General features: G+C 59.3%; 18 protein-coding genes. 8 read left to right on the top strand and 10 right to left on the bottom strand.

The genetic code is table 11. The features are described 5' to 3' along the window. The first annotated feature begins 386 nt into the window (after positions 1–386). The 4 genes from V1T76_RS11415 (at position 387) to V1T76_RS11400 (ending at position 3,491) form a co-directional block, all read left to right on the top strand. On the top strand, positions 387–980 hold the full coding sequence (locus tag V1T76_RS11415) for a TetR/AcrR family transcriptional regulator (protein WP_330560780.1): 594 nt from the start codon (positions 387–389) through the stop codon (positions 978–980). 40 nt (positions 981–1,020) lie between these two features. Beyond that, entirely contained in the window at positions 1,021–1,305 is a 285-nt protein-coding gene (locus tag V1T76_RS11410; protein WP_330560779.1) for a YciI family protein, read from the top strand. Positions 1,306–1,449: 144 nt separating this feature from the next. Then, positions 1,450–2,328 carry a 4-hydroxy-tetrahydrodipicolinate synthase gene (dapA, locus tag V1T76_RS11405; protein WP_330560778.1) on the top strand — a complete coding sequence of 293 codons (879 nt, stop codon included), beginning with the start codon at positions 1,450–1,452 and terminating at the stop codon, positions 2,326–2,328. 275 nt (positions 2,329–2,603) lie between these two features. After that, positions 2,604–3,491 (top strand): hypothetical protein, encoded by an 888-nt coding sequence (locus tag V1T76_RS11400; protein WP_330560777.1) that lies wholly within the window; start codon positions 2,604–2,606, stop codon positions 3,489–3,491. Positions 3,492–3,581: 90 nt separating this feature from the next. Here V1T76_RS11400 and metG read toward each other — a convergent pair whose 3' ends face one another. From metG to V1T76_RS11385, 3 genes are all read right to left on the bottom strand, one after another. Next, positions 3,582–5,102 carry a methionine--tRNA ligase gene (gene metG, locus V1T76_RS11395; protein WP_330560776.1) on the bottom strand — a complete coding sequence of 507 codons (1,521 nt, stop codon included), beginning with the start codon at positions 5,100–5,102 and terminating at the stop codon, positions 3,582–3,584. Between the two features lie 184 nt (positions 5,103–5,286). Beyond that, the gene (locus tag V1T76_RS11390; protein ID WP_330560775.1) at positions 5,287–6,282 is read right to left on the bottom strand and encodes a YeiH family protein; all 996 of its coding nucleotides are present in this window, start codon (positions 6,280–6,282) and stop codon (positions 5,287–5,289) included. Positions 6,283–6,308: 26 nt separating this feature from the next. Further along, positions 6,309–7,625 (bottom strand): cytochrome-c peroxidase, encoded by a 1,317-nt coding sequence (locus tag V1T76_RS11385; protein WP_330560774.1) that lies wholly within the window; start codon positions 7,623–7,625, stop codon positions 6,309–6,311. A gap of 3 nt (positions 7,626–7,628) precedes the next feature. Between V1T76_RS11385 and V1T76_RS11380 the strand changes: the two genes are divergently transcribed. Beyond that, positions 7,629–8,111, top strand: coding sequence for a tetratricopeptide repeat protein (locus V1T76_RS11380; RefSeq protein ID WP_330560773.1), 483 nt, complete (start codon positions 7,629–7,631; stop codon positions 8,109–8,111). Positions 8,112–8,232: 121 nt separating this feature from the next. Here the strand turns inward: V1T76_RS11380 and V1T76_RS11375 are convergent, their stop codons facing one another. The 6 genes from V1T76_RS11375 to V1T76_RS11350 form a co-directional block, all read right to left on the bottom strand. Next, a complete protein-coding gene (locus tag V1T76_RS11375; protein WP_330560772.1) occupies positions 8,233–9,291 on the bottom strand; it encodes a TRAP transporter substrate-binding protein in 1,059 nt (352 codons plus the stop codon). Positions 9,292–9,319: 28 nt separating this feature from the next. Further along, positions 9,320–10,813: a TRAP transporter large permease gene (locus V1T76_RS11370; protein WP_330560771.1), complete on the bottom strand. Its 1,494-nt coding sequence runs from the start codon at positions 10,811–10,813 to the stop codon at positions 9,320–9,322. Further along, positions 10,813–11,403, bottom strand: a complete 591-nt coding sequence (locus V1T76_RS11365) for a TRAP transporter small permease (protein ID WP_330560770.1) — start codon at positions 11,401–11,403, stop codon at positions 10,813–10,815. The genes V1T76_RS11370 and V1T76_RS11365 overlap by 1 nt, the downstream gene beginning before the upstream one ends. 159 nt (positions 11,404–11,562) lie before the next feature. After that, positions 11,563–12,081 carry a flavin reductase family protein gene (locus V1T76_RS11360; protein ID WP_330560769.1) on the bottom strand — a complete coding sequence of 173 codons (519 nt, stop codon included), beginning with the start codon at positions 12,079–12,081 and terminating at the stop codon, positions 11,563–11,565. Continuing rightward, entirely contained in the window at positions 12,078–12,968 is an 891-nt protein-coding gene (locus tag V1T76_RS11355) for an aldo/keto reductase (RefSeq protein WP_330560768.1), read from the bottom strand. Before V1T76_RS11355 ends, V1T76_RS11360 begins: the two co-directional genes overlap by 4 nt. Beyond that, positions 12,968–14,122, bottom strand: a complete 1,155-nt coding sequence (locus tag V1T76_RS11350) for an LLM class flavin-dependent oxidoreductase (RefSeq protein WP_330560767.1) — start codon at positions 14,120–14,122, stop codon at positions 12,968–12,970. The genes V1T76_RS11355 and V1T76_RS11350 overlap by 1 nt, the downstream gene beginning before the upstream one ends. 190 nt (positions 14,123–14,312) lie before the next feature. Between V1T76_RS11350 and V1T76_RS11345 the strand changes: the two genes are divergently transcribed. Continuing rightward, complete coding sequence (locus V1T76_RS11345) at positions 14,313–15,023, top strand: GntR family transcriptional regulator (RefSeq protein ID WP_330560766.1); 711 nt, start codon at positions 14,313–14,315, stop codon at positions 15,021–15,023. 35 nt (positions 15,024–15,058) lie between these two features. Then, positions 15,059–16,183 carry a Gfo/Idh/MocA family protein gene (locus tag V1T76_RS11340; protein ID WP_330560765.1) on the top strand — a complete coding sequence of 375 codons (1,125 nt, stop codon included), beginning with the start codon at positions 15,059–15,061 and terminating at the stop codon, positions 16,181–16,183. A gap of 84 nt (positions 16,184–16,267) precedes the next feature. On the opposite strand, the gene V1T76_RS11335 is transcribed toward V1T76_RS11340, so the two are convergent. Beyond that, on the bottom strand, positions 16,268–16,696 hold the full coding sequence (locus V1T76_RS11335; RefSeq protein ID WP_330560764.1) for a hypothetical protein: 429 nt from the start codon (positions 16,694–16,696) through the stop codon (positions 16,268–16,270). A 213-nt stretch (positions 16,697–16,909) separates the two neighbouring features. Between V1T76_RS11335 and V1T76_RS11330 the strand changes: the two genes are divergently transcribed. After that, positions 16,910–19,573, top strand: a complete 2,664-nt coding sequence (locus V1T76_RS11330; RefSeq protein ID WP_330560763.1) for an SH3 domain-containing protein — start codon at positions 16,910–16,912, stop codon at positions 19,571–19,573. The last annotated feature ends 22 nt before the right edge of the window (positions 19,574–19,595 follow it).

Genomic DNA, 19,595 nt, shown 5'->3' with positions numbered 1-19,595 from the left:
ATCGTGTTGATCAAAACGTACATTGTTTCAGTTAATCCACATTTGACGCAAAATTGTTGCCAAAGTCATCAAGTCGTTGAGAGTGATGGTGTTTTTTGAAATTTGCCCGCAGGCAGGCGAGGTCTCGTTGCCTGCGGGCATCCTAAACAAGATCTACTGACAGTGAGTGTCAGGAGTTGCCACAACCACGCTTCACATTGATGTGAGGCAGAACCAATTCAGAGCGCCGCTGCTTTTTTTGTCTTCTCGAAGCCTTTGCGTGCCTGCGTGTTCAAATGCGCTTTCCGTCTGCATTCAACTGGACTTGACGAAATTGGACAATCGTCCTAATTCATGTTTAGGTCAATTGTCCTAAAGGCTCGTGCGGGAAGCAGGCGGAGGCGAATATGGTGACGGCAGTTGAAACACGGCGTCAGATCGTCGATGCGGCGGACAGCCTTTTCTATGCGCAGGGGTTCGCGCAAACGTCCTTTGCCGACATTGCTGCAGCGGTCAAAATCTCGCGCGGCAATTTCTATTACCACTTCAAGACCAAGGACGAGATCCTGGATGCGGTCATCGACAAGCGGTTGTCGGACCGCAGAAAGCTGCTCGCCAAATGGGACGAGACGGCGGACGGGGCAAGGAAGCGGATCGAGTGCTTTGTCCGGATCGTCATCGTTAATCAGGCGAAGATCATGGCGTACGGCTGTCCTGTCGGCACACTGACAACGGAACTCGCCAAAGTCGATCACCCCTCCAGCGAGAGGGCGAATGAGATCATGGTCCTGTTCGGCAACTGGCTCGAGCAGCAGTTCCTCGAACTCGGCTGTGGTGAAAACTCCAGGGACAATGCCTTGCATGTCCTTGGCTGGAGCCAGGGCGTCGCGACGCTCGCCCAAGCCTTCAAGGACAAAGCCTATGTCGAGCGAGAGGTTTCCAAGATCCTGACCTGGTTGGACTGCATCCAGGCCGGAACGGATCAGAACCGCAGCCAGTAAATCGCCTTTGCCTTTCACATGAACTTACATGGAGACGAAAATGTTTGTCGTGACACTGACCTTTGCAGACAAAACGCGTGCGGCCGAGCTGATGGAAGCGCACAAGGCCTGGATTCAGCGTGGGTTTGAAGAGGGGTATTTCCTGATGGTTGGCAGCTTGCAGCCGAGCCGGGGCGGCGGGATTCTGGCTCACGGCACCAGCCTGAAAAAGCTCGAAGGCTTTGTTGCCGAGGATCCCTTCGTTGCGGAAGGCGTCGTGACACCCGAAATTCTGGAAATTACGCCGGCGCGGCTGGATGATCGTCTGGAGTTTCTGGCTGCCTGATCGCCAGACCAACCGCAGGAAGGTGTTCATGCAGGGGCAAGGCTGGTTGCCAGCGGCAAGCTTTTGGTGGCACATCGGTAACGCCAGTCAATCGATGGACACGGGGCGGCGCTCGCTGGCAGCATGGCTCCGGGAGGATGTCACATGCTCGAACTCAAGGGATCCATTCCCGCCCTTGTCACGCCGTTCCGGGACGGAAGTGTTGACATCGATGCGTTGGAACGTCTCGTGGAGTGGCACATAGCCGAGGGAAGCGACGGGCTGGTTGCTGTCGGGACCACCGGTGAAAGCCCGACTGTCTCCAAGATCGAGCACAAGGACATCATCAAGCGTGTCGTCGACATCGTGGCAGGGCGCATTCCGGTTATTGCCGGCACGGGCTCAAACGCGACGGCACAATCCCTCGACATGCTGCAGCATGCTGAAGCCGTCGGTGCGGATGCGGCACTGGTGGTCACGCCCTATTACAACAAGCCGAACCAGGCGGGTCTGCTCAGCCACTACAAGGTTCTTCACGACAACAGCGCGATCCCGATCATCCTCTACAATATCCCCGGCCGCTGCGTGATCGACATTCTGCCGGAAACCATGGCCGAGATGGCGCGCTGGTCGCGGATCATCGGCGTCAAGGATGCCACCGGCAGCATGGAGCGGGTCAGCAAGCAACGGGCCCTGTGTGGCAAGGCGTTCCTGCAGTTCAGTGCCGAAGATGCCGCTGCGCTGGGCTTCAATGCCCATGGCGGGCAGGGATGTATTTCAGTGACAGCAAATGTGGCTCCCGGCCTTTGCGCGGAATTCCAGAGTGCTTCGCTGGCGGAAAATCTCGAACTTGCGCGAGACTATCAGGACCGATTGTTGCCTCTGCATACGGCGATGTTCCTGGAACCGCCGGCGGCTTGCGCCAAATATGCCCTGTCGAGACTGGGGCTTTGCCTTGAAGATGTCCGCCTGCCGTTGACGCCGGTGACAGACACAACGCGCCATGAAATCGACAAGGCTATGGAAGTCGCTGGTCTTCTCTAGGGAATTTCTGGTTCGCGCGTCCTCTCACTGGGCTGAATTGACATTATGAGAGGTCGTCACGCTCGGGCGGCATGGCTCTTTTCGCACCTTGCGGCGCAGAGTGCCGTTTTTTGACGGCACTGCTCGCCAGCACCAACGCCCTCCGACGACTTCAGCGCTCCGATTTCCCGGCCGGGCTTTGTGCCCGGGATCACGTTACGTTGCCCGAAACTGTGGTTTAATGCCGCCACAGCCTGCGACTGATGAGGGGGGGTGCACGCCCGGAGGAGAGCATCATGGGTTTCGGAAACGTCAATACCGACGCGTTGAACTGGCTTGCGATCATTGCCGGTTTTCTGGCCGTCCTCGCGTTTGATGTTTTTCATGACCGCCAGGCACTCGCAAACAGGCCGATCAAGAGCAATCACGGCTCCATCATGATGTATGTTGTCTGGCAGGTAGCCATTGCGGTTTTTCTGTCGGAAACATTGCTGGGGCTGCTTTATGCCGCCTACAGGTATCTGCCGGACGCTTTTTCCCACCGTTTGCCCTGGATTGCTGCCACCATCTCTTTCGTTGCCGGCGGTGCCTATGCGCGGGTTGCCGTGCTGCGTGCAAGGGACGCGGGAAGGGGGCATGCTGTCGCTCTTCTGGGCATCATTCCCATCGGCAATCTGTTTCTGATTTTTCTGCCGCCACGCGAAGCGCCGGAGCGCCCTCGCTACACGCCTTCATCAAGGGGTGCGCGCATCCTCGTGGGCGTTCTTGCCATCGCGGTCTTAGTGTCTCTTGGGCAGATCAATTCTCTGGCAGATGGGGAGTTGATCCGATTGCGTGTCGAGCGGATCGCAGAGCGGAGCAGCTTCACCGCACAAGCCATGCCGCCCACGGGTCTCGTTGGTGCCGTGAACTTTGAGGGGGCGGACATCGACCTTCAATACAAGGCGATCTATTACACGTATCGATTGCCAGAGCCCCGGTCCGGCGCGAAGGGCCTGGAGGAGTGGTTGGAGACAACCATGAAGCCTGCCTCAATGGACGCGGTCTGCGCGGAAACGATCGTGACCATCGCCGGCTGGCATGTCTGGTACGAATACTACGACGGTGATGATCGCGAAGTCGCCGAAATTGGTATTTCCAGGCGAGATTGCAGGGAACGGGCACTGCAGGGGAATGGGGGCTGAAGGCAGATTTTGCGTAAAGGCGGCCTCATAGCCTGGCTTCAGAAGCGCCCCGGTGCGGGGCGCTTCTTTTTGTTCAAGCCATGGTGAGGCTTACTGAACGCGAGGGAAGAGCGTCTCGATTTCGCCGAGATCGCTATTGCCTTCCAGCCGGTCAAGTTCCGGCTTCCACGGGCTGGTGACCGCCGGGGCGTTCAGCATGGCCAGCGCCTTGCCGGCAGATGCCGGGATAACCTGGGTCAACGCTTCCATCACGATGCGCAGGCTGTCCAACGTCACGTAGATCACCGTCTGGCAGCGCTCACGGGTTTCTTCGTTCTTGATCAGATCCCATGGAGCCTGCTCGGCGAAGTAGTTGTTCATCTCGTCGGCGACGGTGATGATCGATTGCACGCGAGCCGGAATTTCAGCAAGGTTGATCCATTCGCCCATGCCCTTGGTGGCTTCGAGCACGGACTTGCGGATCGCTTCGTCCTCGGCTGACAAAGGACCGGGCGCAGGCAATTTGCCGTCGAAACGGGCCTTGGAGAACTTCGCCGCACGTGACAGCAGGTTGCCGATCTTGTTGCCCAGTTCCGTGTTGTAGGACTGGGTGATGAAGTCGACCGAAATCTGGCTGTCGCTGTCCGCGCGCATGTGTCGTGCGAGGTACCAGCGCAAGGCGTCGACGCCCAGCTTCTCGATCACCTCGATCGGATCAACGACGTTGCCGATGGACTTCGACATCTTCACGCCGCCGGCACCAACCCAGTGGCTGTGGACAGACAGCTTCTTCGGCAGCGGCAGACCGGCGGCCATCAGCATGATCGGCCAATAGACGCCATGCGGCTTGAGAATATCCTTGCCGATCAGATGCTCGCATTCAGCCCACCAGCTCTCGTAGCCTTCTTCCGGCCAGTTGATGTTGGTGAGGTAGTTCGCCAGTGCGTCGAACCAGACATAGGTCACGAACTCGGTGTCGAACGGCAGTTCGATACCAAGGGTCACACGGGCTTTCGGCCGGGAGATACAGAGATCTTCCAGCGGCTCGGACAGCATCTGCTTCAGTTCGTTCTTGAACGCTTCTGGCTGAACGAAGTCCGGATTGTCAGCGATGTGCTGCAGAAGACGCTCGCGGAACGGCTCCATCTTCAGGAAGTAGTTGGTCTCTTCGGTCTGCTCTACCTTCATCGTCGGGTGCAGCGGGCACTGACCTTCTTCGGTCAGATCGGATTCCTTCTTGAACTCTTCACAGCCCTTGCAATAGGTGCCGGTGTAGTTCTTCTTGACGATCAGGTCCTTGTCGAAGATCGACTGCTCCATACCGGCAACGGCCGTCTTGTGGCCTTCGCGGCTGGTGCGAACGAAATAGTCGTAAGCCACATCCAGACGGTCGAAGACGGCCCGGAATTCCGCGCAGCGCATGTCAAGGTAGTCCTCAACGGACATGCCTTCCTTTTCCGCCGCTTCCTGGTTCTTCTGCCCATGCTCGTCCACGCCGGTGGACAGCATCATGTCATACCCCAGCGCCTGCCGGTTGCGTTTCAGGATATCGGCCATCACGGACGTGAAGGCGTGACCGATATGCGGAGAACCGTTGACGTAGTAGATCGGGGTGGTGATGTAGCTTTTCATCCAAACGCTTTCGAAATGTTTGGGCGGAAACAAGTCCGGTCCGGCTTGTCACGGCGTATTTGCCGTTCCGCCAAAAGAGGTGCGAGCTATATTCCATACTCGCCCGCACAAGAAAAGCCCCGGCCCTTGAAAAGAACCGGGGTTTCATGCGCTGATATGGGGTGCCGGAAGGCCGATGATAAGATCAGCCGATCAACCAGATCCCGCCGATGACGAAGAGCGCCAGAAACGCGGTCTGTGTGACAAGCATCCAGATGGCCGGACCACCTACTTCCAGAAGTTTTGGGATCGAGGTTTTCATGCCCACCGCCGCAATTGCAGCCAGCAGCGCCCAGCGGGAAACGTGCCCGGCGGCCTCCTTGGCAACCTCCGGAATGAAACCGAATGAATTGAGTGCGGCAAGAACCAGAAACGCGACGACAAACGCCGGCATGATCGGCGGACGCGCGCTGCCCGGCTCCGAACTCTTGCGCAGGATAAGCGCGGCAACCAGCACGATGGGGGCCAGCATGGTGACGCGGATGAGTTTGACCAGCGTCGAAAGGTCTCCGGTTTCCTCGGAAATCGAAAACCCAGCGCCCACGACTTGGGCCACGTCGTGGATTGTACCGCCGAGAAAAACCCCGGTCGCATACATCGAAAGCCCGAGATAAGAGCTCAGAATGGGGTAGAAGATCATCGCCAGGGTGGACAGCACCGTTACCGTGATCACCGTGAAGGCAAGGTCGCGTTCGGCATGCTCGCGCTTGGGTAGGATCGAGCCGATGGCCATGGCCGCCGAAGCGCCGCAAATGGCGACGGCTCCGCCTGTAAGAAACGAAAACAACCTGTCCCGGCCGAAGAAGCCGCCGATCAGCAGCGAAAAACCGATGGTGGCCAGAACGCCGAGGATCACAAGCAGCAGAAACGGCAGGCCCAACTGCTGCACCATTTCCACGCTGATACGCACACCCAGCAAGGCAACACCGATGCGCAGCAGCGTGCGTGCGGCGAAGGCGATGCCTTCGCCCGTGCGTTGTTCTTCCGACAGGAAATTCAGTGGCATTCCGAGCAGGATGGCCATCAGCATGGCCGGCGCGCCGTAGTGCTCGTTCAGGAACTGCGCAGCGATGGCGACAAGCCCGGCGATCGCAATACCCGGGAACAGGCGGCTTGCCTGGTCTTTCAATGGACTAACCATGAAAAGCTTCAAATCCTTGTTGATGTTTACCGGTCGACCGGAAGGCCACTCGGGACAGTGGCAGGAATGCCGAAGGGCGGAGACGTGACAGACTGCGTGCCGGTCAGGCTTTTCAGGAAAGCCACCAGATCGGCAATCTCCGAATCCGAAAGGGAGAGAGGTTCAATATCCCTGAAACGGGCCTGCCGCGCCATCTCACGAGCGTCATTCCAGACCACGAAATCGATGGCTTCCAGCCACGGCGCCTGAGGCAGGGCTGCAGTTTCCGGCTTCCAGGCCTTCAGCATCCCTTCGGGATCGAGGTGATGCCGGATGATCCCTTCAAGCGTCGGATAGGCGCCATTGTGCCCGTAAGGGGCCGTAAGCTCGACGTTCCGCAGCATCGGGGTCCGGAACCGGTAGGCATCTTCCAGGCGGTCGGTCTCGCCCATCACCCCGACATCGCGAACCATCGGATCGAAACTGCGTGTGCGGCCCGGGCCAAAGGGAGGCAGGCCCAAGGCGTGGAACTTCTGGTCGCTGAGCAGCTTGCCGGAATGGCAGGAGGAACACTTTGCCTTGCCGTAAAAGAGTTCGAGGCCGCGCGTCTGGGCCGGGTCGAGAGCGCTTTCATCTCCGGCGAGATAGGCGTCGAACGGACTGTCGAAGCTTTGCCATTCGAGCGCCTGAAAAGCCGCGAGTGCGTTGGCGATCTCTACGATGGTGACCTCTTCCGGCGCTTTGATATGGTCGAAGGCTTCGACAAACAGGCGGCCATATTCGGGGATGATGCGGACCCGCTTGGCGAGGATCGGCCAGGCATTGTCGATGCGGTCGTAAATGGCCCCGGCGACTTCGTTTTCCTTCGGATTGCCGGCCATTTCGAATTGGGCCGTTACCGGGAAGACAGCCTGGGCTGCGAGCAGGGAGTTGAACCCGGTTGGCAGCCATTCTTCGGCCGGAGAGTTGAAGCCGTTCTCGAAGGTGTAGGCAATCGACAGGCGGCCGTCGTGAAACAGGACGTGAAGCTCTTTTGCCCCCAAATTCCAAAGACCTGGAGCGTTTCGCGGAATCCGTTTCTTAATGCGGCTGTCACCGGTTCCGGCCATCCGCTGAAGACCCAGCCCTTCGCCGCCTTCGCCGATGCCGAGCGACAACCGATCCCCGGTGCCAAGGGTCGGGTGGTGGCATGTGGCGCAGGCAATATTCCTGTTGCCGGAGAGGATCTTGTCGTAAAAAAGCAACTGGCCGAGCGCTGCCTGCTTGCTGTCAAAGGCGATGAAGTCGTCCTGTTTGAGAGGCGGTGGCAGTTCGGTGGCCAATGCCGGTGCCGACAGGCCGAACACCAGAGGAAGCAACCGCAAGACATGAAGACCACGCTGACCGCCGCTCTTTTTGCTCTCGGGCTTTGCACGGCTTCTGCTCAGGCCGAAATCGAAGCCGCGCGCGACCTGATGGAAGCCAACCGTTACGAAGAGGCGATGAAGGAACTCTGGCCGGCCGCCCGCTCGGGCAACGCGGATGCGGAAGAACTGATCGGTGTGATGTACGCAATGGGGCTGGGTGTCGAGCGCGACGACCAGCGGGCGTTCGAGTGGTATCTCAGAAGCGCGATGAAGGGGCACCCGGGTGCCCAGTCCGGTGTCGGCTGGTACTATGAGGTCGGCCGAGGCATGCCGGCTCCGGATCTCATACGGGCTTACATGTGGTACACGCTCTCCGCCATCGGGGGAGACCCCGACGCCGCGATCTCTCTGGAAGAGGTGGTCAAGAAGATGACCAAAGAGGAGATTGAGAAGGCGCATATCCTGGTCGGCGATTACAAGGTCTGGATGTATCCGTTCAATTGATGTTCGGGGACTGCTCTGGGCCCGGTTCTGACCGGGACGCTAACAGACGCCGTCGCGGCGTAGCGGTCATCGGTAGAAGGTGTCACGCCCTGCGGGGGCTGGGCGTGACACGGTATTAGGGTCAGTTCAGATCGGCAGAGCGATCGGCATTGATGTCGGCTTCGGCCGCAGCCACGGCTTCTTCCAGAGCGCCGAAGATCTCGCCGCCACGTCCGACATTGCCCTTGAACCAGTCATAGACCGGTGCGGCGGCTTCCTTGAAGGCTGCCTTTTCTTCCGGGGTCGGAACATAGAGATCGCCGCCGCCGGCGACGAAGTCTTCATACGCCTTGATCGACTTGCGCTTCGGCGAAGCGAAGGTCGCCTGCTGCAGGGCATAGAAACCATCCACCACGACGCGGCGAAGGTCTTCCGGCATGGACAGGAACTTCTCGTTGTTCATCCACCACAGGGCGCCCATGTAGGCGTGCCCGTCGAGGGTGACATACTGAAGACCGGCATCCGGGAACTTCATGCCCATGATGTCGGTGATGCCGTTCTTGGAACCTTCGACAACGCCGGTCTGCAGTGAGGTGAACAGTTCCGGCCACGGGATCGGGGTCGGAGCAGCCCCAAGGGCCTTGACCAGTTCCTGCGGCAGGTCGGCCACAACGGTACGGATCTTCAGGCCCTTCAGGTCTTCCGGCTTGGCCACACGGTGCTTGGTGTTGGCGAAGTTGCGCCAGCCGCCGGTGTTGCCGATGGTCATCAGGCGGATGGTATCGCCTGAATCTTCCAGCGCCATGGTGCGCATGGTGCGGGTGAATTCGCCGGACAGGACATGCTCGGCAATCCGGTCATCGCTCATCATGTAGGGCAGGTCGAGAACCTGCACATACGGGAAGATGCCTGCCGCACCGCCTGAGGTGGAGATGTAGATGTCGATGGCACCGTCGGAAATGCCCTGAAGGCATTCAGCACCGTTGGAGCAAAGTTGCGTACCGATGAACAGTTCGACTTCAATGGCACCGTTGGATGCGGCTTCAACGAAGTTCTTGAAAACGACGAGGCCGTCATAGTCTTCGTCGTTTTCGTTGGAGTTGGCGGTTGCGCGCAGCGTGTAGTCCGCGGCAAGCGCGCTCAGCGACGATCCGGCGAGCATCGCCGCGACGGTGAGCGTTTTCAGTGCAGTTTTGAGCATTAGGTTCCTCCCTTTGAACAGCTCAGGATCAGTTGGCAAATCCGGTCAGACGCGGGATCGTCATCGAAAGTGCCGGAATGTAGGTAATCAGGAAGATCACCGCGATCTCCACCGCCAGAAACGGCAGAATGGCCTTGGCAATGGTTTCAACCCGTTCTCTTGAAACCGAGGCCGCAACGAAGAGCACCAGACCCATTGGCGGCGTTGCCAGGCCGATGGTCAGGTTGACGCTCATGATGATGGCGAAATGGATCGGGTCGACGCCCAGGTTGACGAAAATCGGTCCGAGGATCGGCCCGAGAATGATGATCGCCGGGCCCGCATCCAGGAACATGCCGACCACGAACAGCAGCAGGTTGATCAGAAACAGCAGGATCAGCGGGTTTTCCGACAGGGTCAGGACGAACTCGGCCATGATTTCTGGTGCGTGGCTGAGGCTGACGACGGTCTTGAAGGCCATCGCCGCTCCGACCAGCAGCAGCACCACTGCGGAGGTTATGCCGGCCCTGTTCAGCACACCCGGGATCTCGGAGACCTTGATGGAGTGAAGTACGAAGAAACCGATGACGAGCGCATAGGCAACGGCGACCGCGGCCGCTTCCGTTGGTGTGAAGACACCCAGCAGAATACCGCCGAGAATGATGATCGGCGTTTGCAACGGGGCGACGGCTTTCTTGCACACGACCCGGAAATCCGCCGAGACGGCACTTCTGAGGCGCCAGAGCAGCATGTGGGAGAGCGCGAGGAAGACCGCGAACAGGATGAAGGATGTCGTCGTGGAAAGAGCTTCAAACCCGGTCATGCCGATCACGAGATCCGCGATCACCGTGAACAGGGCGGCCAGGTTTGCCCGCAGCACGATGAAGGAAAACCAGTATTCCACCGGTGCCAGGGTCTGGCCGGGGCTGACAATCCTCTGGGCCTTTGGCAGATCGTATTTGTTGGCCATGAACTTGACCATCAGCATCAGGCCGATGCCGACCATGATGCCAGGCACGATGCCGGCCAGGAACAGCGCGGCAACGCTTTCGCCCATGACGTAGGCGTAGATGATCATGATGCCCGATGGCGGAATGATGGGGCCGATCACGGAACTTGCAGCGGTAATCGCCGCGGCGAAACGGCGGGTGTAGCCCTGCTTCTCCATCGCCGGGATCAGCATGGACCCGAGGGCGGAGGTATCGGCAACGGCAGACCCGGACAGACCGGCAAACAGCATCGACGACAGGATGTTCACATGGGCAAGGCCACCGCGCAGATGTCCCATCAAGGCCTGGCTGAATTCCACCAGCCGCATGGTGATGCCACCCTTGTTCATCAGCTCGCCTGCAAGCATGAAGAACGGAATCGCCATCAGAGGAAAGCTGTCCATGCCGTTGTAAACGTTACGGTAAAGCAGCGTGATGTCTTTTTCCTGACCGTTGAGCCAGAGCAAGAGGCCGGGGGCCGCCAGCAGCCCGAAGAAGACCGGCAGTCCGATCAGCAGGAAGACAAGGAAGACGGGGAGGAACCAGATAAGCATCAGTCAGCTCCTGCCATGTCGGGATCGGGAATGACCGGCATGCGGTCGACGCCACCGAAACTGGCGATGATGTTGCGCAGGATCAGCTCGATGTTGACGAGCGTCAGCAGGAAGACGCCGACGAGGATGGACGCCATCATCCAGCTGCGCGGCACACGGATCCATTCGCTGAAGGAAAGATTGCCCGGCACATAGAGAGAAGCGGTTGCGAAACGCCCCCCGAAGCCGGTGACTTCGGAAAAGCCGATCTTCAGCGCGACGACGAGCACCAGTAGAGAAATCAGCAGAAGAACCAGCGAAATCACGCTGCCCACAATGCGGGGCAGGGAATGGGTGAACATGTCGATGGCAACGAAACCGCCTCTTCTGAACGCCGTTGGCGCCATCAGACCGGTCATCCAGAGCATGCAGAAACGGGCTGCTTCATCCGGCCAGGGCAGGGCATTGTTGAAGACATAGCGAAATACGACCTGAACCAGGATCGCGATCACCATCAGAGCCACGGCAATGATGCCGATACCCCGGCCAATCCGCAACAGCAGCGAATTGACGAAGTCGAGCGGTGCAAGGACCGCCAGCAATATGCCCATCCGGGCTCCTCCCTGGACCAACTGGTTTCATGTGCGCGAACATGAGAACCGGAAAGCTGATCTTGTTTAAAGTGGCGAAGCGGTCTTCTGCGATCTCCTGAAACAGAAGGCCTGTCACTTTCCTCCACGACGGGCCGTTTGCCGCCCCGTTTTGCGCCCTTACTTTGGAGCGATTTGTCCAAGTTTGCCTGCATAAAATGTCAGGGCTTCTCCCGAGCGCATCTCTGCCTGCAGAACCTGCCCGAGAACGATCAGATGATCGCCGCCCTCATAGGCAGTAAATCTCTTGCACTCGAAACGGGCGAGGCAGTTCTCAATCAACGGCACACCGTTGCTGTCGATCGTGTAGGTGAGTTGATCGAAGGCGTGGGCGTTGCGCACAAAACCGTTGCAGACTTCCGCCTGTTCGTGGCTCAGCACGTGGATGGCGTAATGTTCGGCGGTTTCGAAGTAGCGGAACCTGCGCGCCCCCTTGTCCGGCATCCACAGCACCAGCGGTGGCTCCAGAGAGACGGACGAGAAACTGTTTGCGGTAATGCCGACAGGGCCGTCGGCCGATCCGGTCGTCACGACGGTAACGCCGGTGGCGAATCGGCTGAACGCATCGCGCAACAGGCGAGTGTTGTCGGCATCGGGTTCGAAGGTAACGGTATGATTGGCATTCTGCATGGTCATCATGGCACCTCTGTTCCAAGAGCCGCCTCGTAAAGACGGTACCAGGTTTCGCGATCCAGGCTGACTTTCAGCGCATCGGAGATCTGGGCAATGCGCTCCAGATTGTTCGTGCCCATGACCGGCAGCAGCTGCGCCGGATGTGCCAGCAGGAAGGCAACAGCGACGGCGGACCGGTCGACACCGGCCTGCGCGGCGATGTCGTCCATAACGGTGCCCAGCTGTCCGCTTTCGGAAATCAGCGAGCCTCCACCCAGAGGCGACCACGCCATCAGCCGGGTGCCGAGGCGCTGGTGAAATGCTAGGTCGCCATTGGTGAAGGGAGAGATTTCCTTCAGCGAGATCTCGATCTGGTTGGTTACCAGCCGGTTCGACATGGCGGACTGCAGCAGTTCCCAGTCCCAGGGGCGGAAGTTGGAGACGCCGACGTTACGCACCTTGCCGCTCTTGACCAGGTCGTCGAGCGTGGCCCCGGTCTCATGATGGTCCATCAACGGATCCGGGCGATGGATCAGCAACAGGTCGATGGTCTCGATGCCCATATCTTTGAGGGACATCTCGACCGACTTTTCGATATGGGCGCGGGAGGTGTCGTAATATTTCACCTTGGCATCGGAATATCGCCCGGCCGGCGCGACGATGTCGCATTTGGTGACGATTTCCATCTGGCCGCGCAGGGACGGATTGGCCTTAAGCGCACCGCCCAGAACGGCTTCCGCCGTATATCCACCATAGATGTCTGCCTGGTCGAACGTGGTTATGCCCTGGTCGAGACAGGTCTGGATCTTCCGTTCCACGTAAGCAGTTGACGTATCGCTGTCGTCGCCGATGCGCCACATGCCGTAGATCAGGCGGGAGAATTCAAGAGTGTCAGAAAGCTTCACGCGATCCATTAGCGGCGCACTCCTTTGCCGAGCGGCGTTGCCGGTGTTTCAGCCGGGACACGGCCATAGGCGTGCGGCAGGGAACAGGTCTTCAGGTTCGGCAGAACCCGCGACCCGAAATGCTTGGCTTCTTCCAGATGCGGATAGCCGGAGAAGATGAAGGCGCGAATGCCCATCTTCTGATAGGCCTCGATCTTGGACATCACCTGATCGGTTGATCCGACCAGCGCTGCCCCGCAACCGGATCTCGCCCGGCCGACACCCGTCCAGAGGTTCGGTTCGATATAGCCGAATTCATCGGCGATCTCGCGGTTTTTGGCCTGATGGCTCACCCCAAGAGACCTGGCATCGAGAGCCCGCTCGCGGATGGCCGTTCCCTGGTTGTCATCGAGTTTGGAGACGATGCAGTCCGCGTATTCCTGCGCCTCCTTCTCCGTGTCGCGCACGATCATGTGCACACGCAGGCCATAGTCGAGAGTGCGGTCGTATTTTTCGGCAACAGCGTTGACCGCCTTCATGCGGCCTTCCAGTTCTTCCACCTTTTCCGGCCACATCAGATAGACGTCGCAATGCTGGCCGCACAGGTCCAGCGCATCGGGGGAGTACCCGCCGAAATAGAGCAAGGGACCACCGGTCTGATAGGGACGCACCGGATCCGTGGTCAGGCCTTTGAAGTTGTAGATCTGGCCTTCGTAGTTGATCTCGTCCTGGGTCCAGGCCTGCTTGAGGATTTCCACCACTTCCCGCGAACGCTGGTAGCGGTAGCTGCTGTCGGCCTGTTCGCCCGGAAAGTCGGACGAGATGATGTTGACCGTTAGTCGGCCTTCCAGCATGTGGTCCAGCGTGGCAATGGTGCGTGCCAGCATGATCGGCTGCATCTCGCCGCAGCGGACGGCCGCCAGCAGGTTGATCTTGTCTGTGATCGGCGCGCAGCCGGCCACGAAGGACAGTGTGTCCTGACCGACCTGATAGGACGACGGACACAGGATGTTGCGGAAGCCCTGCTCCTCGGCTGTCTTCACGATGGAAGAGCAATGCTCCCAGGAGGAACGCAGGTGGCCTTCGGGTACGCCCAGAAACTGGTAGTCGTCGGAACACAATGCGGCGAACCAGGATACCTCCGCTGCATCGAGATCCGGTGACGTGACTGGGACTACGGTCATGAAGTGCCTCCCTTGAACCATCTTGTCGAATAGCGAAACACGAGATCGCCGAATGAGGCGCGGTTCCGGTTTCGCTATTTTCGTTTGTTTTCGAATGGCTTCATTTAGCGTTCGATTTCTTCTTGCATATCACCCGTTTTGATGTAAATCAATAGTGTATCAATTTTGAAAACGAGACCCTCGAACCATCATGTCAACCGCCTCGCAAACCTCGACCGCGCTGCCGCTATACGTGCAGATAAGCGAGCTTTTGATCAGGGATATTGCGGCTGGACGGCTGATCGACGGTGAGCGCTTGCCGCCGGAACGGGAGATGGCGGAGGAGCTTGGGATCTCCATCGGAACCCTGCGCAAGGCGCTTGCCGACCTTACGCAAAAGGGCTTACTGGAGCGGATCCAGGGGTCGGGAAATTACATACGCCAGGGCGGCACGCATGAAAGCGTCTACGCCATGTTCCGCCTGGAGCTTCTGACGGGCGGCGGCCTGCCAAGGGCAGACATTCTTGAAGTGCAGCGCATGGACAAGCCTGACGACCTGCCGCTCTTCGGCACCAGCGCAGAAGGCACCCGGATCCGGCGTTTGAGGTTTCTAAACGATGTGATGATCGCGGTAGAGGAAATCTGGCTGGACGGGGACGCCGGCTTCGTTCGCCGCGAACTCCTGTCCGATTCTCTCTACCGCTTTTACCAGAAACATCTGGGGTTCTGGATCGTGCGTGCGGAAGACAGGGTCACCATCGGCGCGTTGCCGGACTGGACGCCGGAGACCTTTCAGAAGACGGCGGGAACTCTCACAGGGTTTATCGAACGGTTCAGTTGGGCGGATCGGCCCAAGCCGGTCGAATATTCGCGAACCTGGTTCGATACGGACAGGGCGCATTACGTGCAGCGTTTGAAATAGGTGGACAGGGAATGCCACCGCGCATGGAGGATTGAATGCCTGCAAAGGTAAGATATGGCGTCATTGGCTGCGGAATGATGGGGCAGGAGCACCTGCGCAACATCGCACTGCTGCCGGACACCGAAGTTACGGTGATCTTCGAGCCGGACGCCGGGATGGCGGAAGAGGCGGCAAGATTTGCGCCCGGAGCACGGTTTGCCGGTTCCATTTCGGAGCTGCTGGATGTTGAAGAGCTCAACTGCATTCTGATTGCCAGCCCGAACCACTGCCATGTGCCGCAGATGGAAGAAATCCGCCGCAAGCGCCCGCTGCCGCTTCTCGTGGAAAAACCGCTCTTCACCGATCCGAAGGACGTTGCCGAGCTTGAGGCTTTCAAGGCGTCCTATCCGGCGCCAGTTTGGGTGGCGATGGAATATCGCTACATGCCGCCGATCGCGGCGCTGATTGAACAGGCGGAAACGGCCACCGGCGGTATCAAGATGCTGACCATCCGCGAACACCGCTTCCCCTTCCTCGACAAGGTCGGCGCCTGGAACCGCTTCAACCGCTACTCCGGTGGAACCTTCGTCGAGAAATGCTGCCATTTCTTCGATCTCATGCGGCTGATCATGAAATGCGAGCCCGTCCGCGTGATGGCCTCCGCAGGCCAGGATGCCAACCACAAGGACGAGATCTACAACGGCGAGCAGCCGGATATCCTCGACAATGGCTATGTCATCGTCGACTTTGAAAATGGCGCCCGGGCCATGCTCGAACTCTGCATGTTTGCCGAAGGAGCCCGGTTTCAGGAAGAGGTTTCGGCCGTCGGCCCGGAAGGCAAGATCGAAGCTTTCGTGCCGGGCCCAGGCCGCTTCTGGCCCGAACACCTCGGCGAGCCGCCGGTGCCCCAGCTTGTCGTGTCGCCGCGGTATCCCAAGGGCCCGCGCCAGATCGACATTCCGGTCGATCCACTGATCCTCCACGCGGGCGATCATAACGGCTCGACCTTCTACCAGCACGAAGGCTTCGTTGCAGTGGTGCGCGGCGAAAAGCCGGCGCCTGAAGTGACGCTGGAAGATGGATGGCGGGCCGTCGAAATGGGGCTGGCGGCGCAGCAGTCAGCCCGCACAGGGCAGGCCGTCACGCTGCGGGCTCAGACGCTTTCTTCCGTCGCCTGTTAAAAGCGGCTTGCCTTCCGGAACCCTGGCCGGTGCGACATGTGTTGCGCCGGCCTTTTTCGTTTGATCCGGCTGTGATCCCGTGGGCTACCAGCGTTCCTTCGGCAACAGGGACTGAACGTTGTTGGAACTGAAGCCGTCCCGTCCGCGGCGCATGTTGATGGCCCGGATCGGTACCTTGTATTCTCGCCCCGTGTCCGTCGTTTTGCACTGCTGCTTTCGGTAGGCGAAATTGTCCGGAACGTTCCTGTGGTTTTGAACCAGGACGCAAAACACGTCGTAGCGGCCGTTGACGTCGATGTCCCGGCGCGCTCCCTGCGCAACAATCACCTGCATGTGGCGGGTGAACGCCTTGTCGAACAGCAGAAAGTTGCAGTAGGGCTCGCTGCCGTTGGGTGTCCGCGTGCTTTCGCAATAAAAGATCTCAGCCCAGGCCTTCTGGGGAGCGACAGGCGGGAACGCGCCGATGGAGATGATCCCTGCAAGAAAGGCTGGCAGAGCGTAGCGCTTTAACATTCCCGTAAACTCCTGGTCGAAATGTAGTTTTTTTTCAACGTGATCTTGCGGATAGAATATCACTCCACGTAAGATTTAATGGTGACGACCCTCACAGGGAATAGGCGTTACCACGATTTTCAGTTTGCTTCGGGGCGGAGCCGTTCCCGAACGTGCGCAGACACAAGCACCGACATCGGCAGAGCTGGCCGAACCAGCCCCTGGGAGGTCCAAATGCGTAAGTCACTTTCCGTTCTTCTGTCTTCAACGCTGATTTTGCAAACAGTTTTCATCAATGGCGTGCTTGCCGCGCCAGCCCTGACAACCGCCAACGTCAATTTCCGGCAAGGACCTGGAACAAACTTCGGTTCCCTCGGAACCGTGCCCTCCGGCACGCAGGTTGAAATGGAGAACTGCGACGACAGCGGCGCTTGGTGCTCCATCAGCTACAACGGCCAGAACGGCTTCGTCAGCGGTCAGTATCTGCAGCTCAGCGAACCGGAACAGACAACAGGCTGGCCCCGGTCGTTCCAGACAGATGCCGGAGCGACACTGGTGCTCTACCAGCCGCAGTTTACCGAGTGGGACAATTTCAAGACGCTGAAGGCGCTTGTGGCCGCGGAATACATCAAGGGCAAGGATGCCAAGCCGGTGTTCGGTGTGATTGGCGTCAGCGGCGTGACCGTGGCCGACCCCGACAAGAGCGAGGTGGACATCAACCAGATCCAGGTGACGGAGCTGGATTTTTCCGCACTGGACCGGCAATCCCTTACCGATCTGTCCCTCCAGGTCGGCAAGATCATGCCGACCGGTACGATCACCGTGAAAGAGGATCGGATCACTGCAGGCCTTGCCGAATACAAGCGCATGGACGATGTCCAGGGCCTGAATTCGGAAGCGCCGCCAATTTTCATTTCCACCGAGCCATCCATTCTCGTCCAGACCGAGGGCGCCCCCATTTTTGCACCGGTCAAGGGCGACCAGGGTCTCAGCTTCGTGGTCAACAGCAACTGGGACATTCTGAAGATCGACGAGAGCGGCGAGCTCTATCTTCGTGATGAAAAGTCCTGGATGAAAACCACGGACGTATCCGCCGGTTGGCAAGCGGTCGACAAGCTGCCGGAGCTGATCGGCTCTCTGCCCGACGACGACAACTGGAAGGAAACCCGGGAAGCAATTCCAGGGGAGCCGTTTGCCGACAACACACCGCCAAAGGTGATCTATTCCGACAAACCGGCCGAAATGATCGTCTTTGATGGCGAGCCTGCGCTGGAGCCGGTGGAAGGCACCGATCTGGAATGGGCCTCCAACACCGACAGCGATGTGTTCTTCCTGAAATCCACGTCCACCTGGTACATTCTCGTGTCGGGACGATGGTTCAAGTCTGACTCGCTTCAGGGGCCATGGACCTTCACGACGCCGGACATGCCGTCCGATTTCCAGAACCTGCCGGAAGACGCGCCTTATTATTCCGTCCGCTCATCCATTCCGGGCACCTCGGAGGCCTCTCAGGCCCGGTTGAAGGCCAGCATTCCTACGACCGCCCGTGTCGAGGTCGGTTCCGTCAGCGCGGATGTTTCCTACGCGGGGGATCCGGAATTTGAGAAGATCGACGGCACGTCGATGTCCTACGCGGTCAATACCAGCGACCAGGTGATCCAGGTCGGCGCGAAATATTATGTGCTGCAGGATGGTGTCTGGTTCGTCGGCGACAGCCCTCAGGGGCCGTTTGCCGTCGCAACGGCCGTACCGGACGAGATCTACACCATTCCGCCGTCTTCCCCGGTTTACAACACCACATATGTGCGCATCTATGACAGCGAGCCGGGAGCAGTCTGGTACGGTTATACCATGGGCTATCTGGCCGGATTCCTGTCGTGGGGTGTCTTCGTTTATGGCACCGGATACTATTACCGGCCCTGGTACCGCCCGGGTCTGCGTCCGATCTATTTTCCACGTCCGGTGACCTATGGCATCGGTGCGTTCTACAACCCGGTCCGGGGTACCTTCGGGCGCTATGGTTATGCATATGGCCCGCTGCGCGGCATTGCCGGTGGCGGCATCTACAATCCCCGTACCGGTGGTTATATTCGCGGTGCCGCCATCAGCGGGCCGCGCGGCAGTGCCGGCTTCATCAGTGCCTATAATCCGCGTACGGGCAATCGTGTCGTGGTTGGCGGAGCAAGAGGCATTTACGGCTCCTGGGGAGGCAAGGTGGTGAGCGGGCCGGAATGGTCGCGCACGCGTGATCTTCAGGCGGGCGCCGTCCAGCGCTGGAAAAAGGAAGGCAATCTCGGCCAGGTGGCCAACCTTGATCGCCGGGGTGATGTCTTTGCCGGCCGGGATGGAAGCGTTTATCGCCGGGATGGCGAAAAATGGCAGAAGTTCGAAGGCGGCCGCTGGGGAGAGGTTGCTGCTCCCTCCCGCGACGCGATCCAGGACCGTGTCGGGGATATAGGTGCCGGTCTGGCAGGTGGCGCAATTGGTGCGGGCGCAGGAGCCGCGCTTGCCAACAGGCCGTTGGGCGACAAGGTTCAGAACCGTCCCAACATTCAGCGCCCGACCAACCTGCCTGCAGGTCAGCGCCCGAATGTCGAGCGTCCGAACGTCCAACGCCCGAATGTGGAACGGCCAACTGTGCAACGGCCGGCGGAACGTCCCAATGTACAGACGCCGAATGTGCAGCGGCCCAGTGTCCAGCGGCCGAACGTCCAGAAACCCAATGTGCAGCGCCCGGCGACCCGTCCAGCAACACGTCCCCAGGCTCCCGCACATCTCAGCCGGGACCAGCGGGCCAGAACCGCCGGCAACCGGCAGGTCAATCGTCAGCGCAATGTCGAGCGCTCGCGTCCGCAGGCGCGAGCACAGCGTCCTGGCGGTGGCGGACGCCGACGGTGATACCCGGTGCCAGCATCCAACG

Source organism: Roseibium sp. FZY0029, assembly GCF_036350355.1.
In the GTDB taxonomy this organism is placed as follows: domain Bacteria; phylum Pseudomonadota; class Alphaproteobacteria; order Rhizobiales; family Stappiaceae; genus Roseibium.
This window is presented reverse-complemented; position numbering and strand designations above follow the sequence as displayed.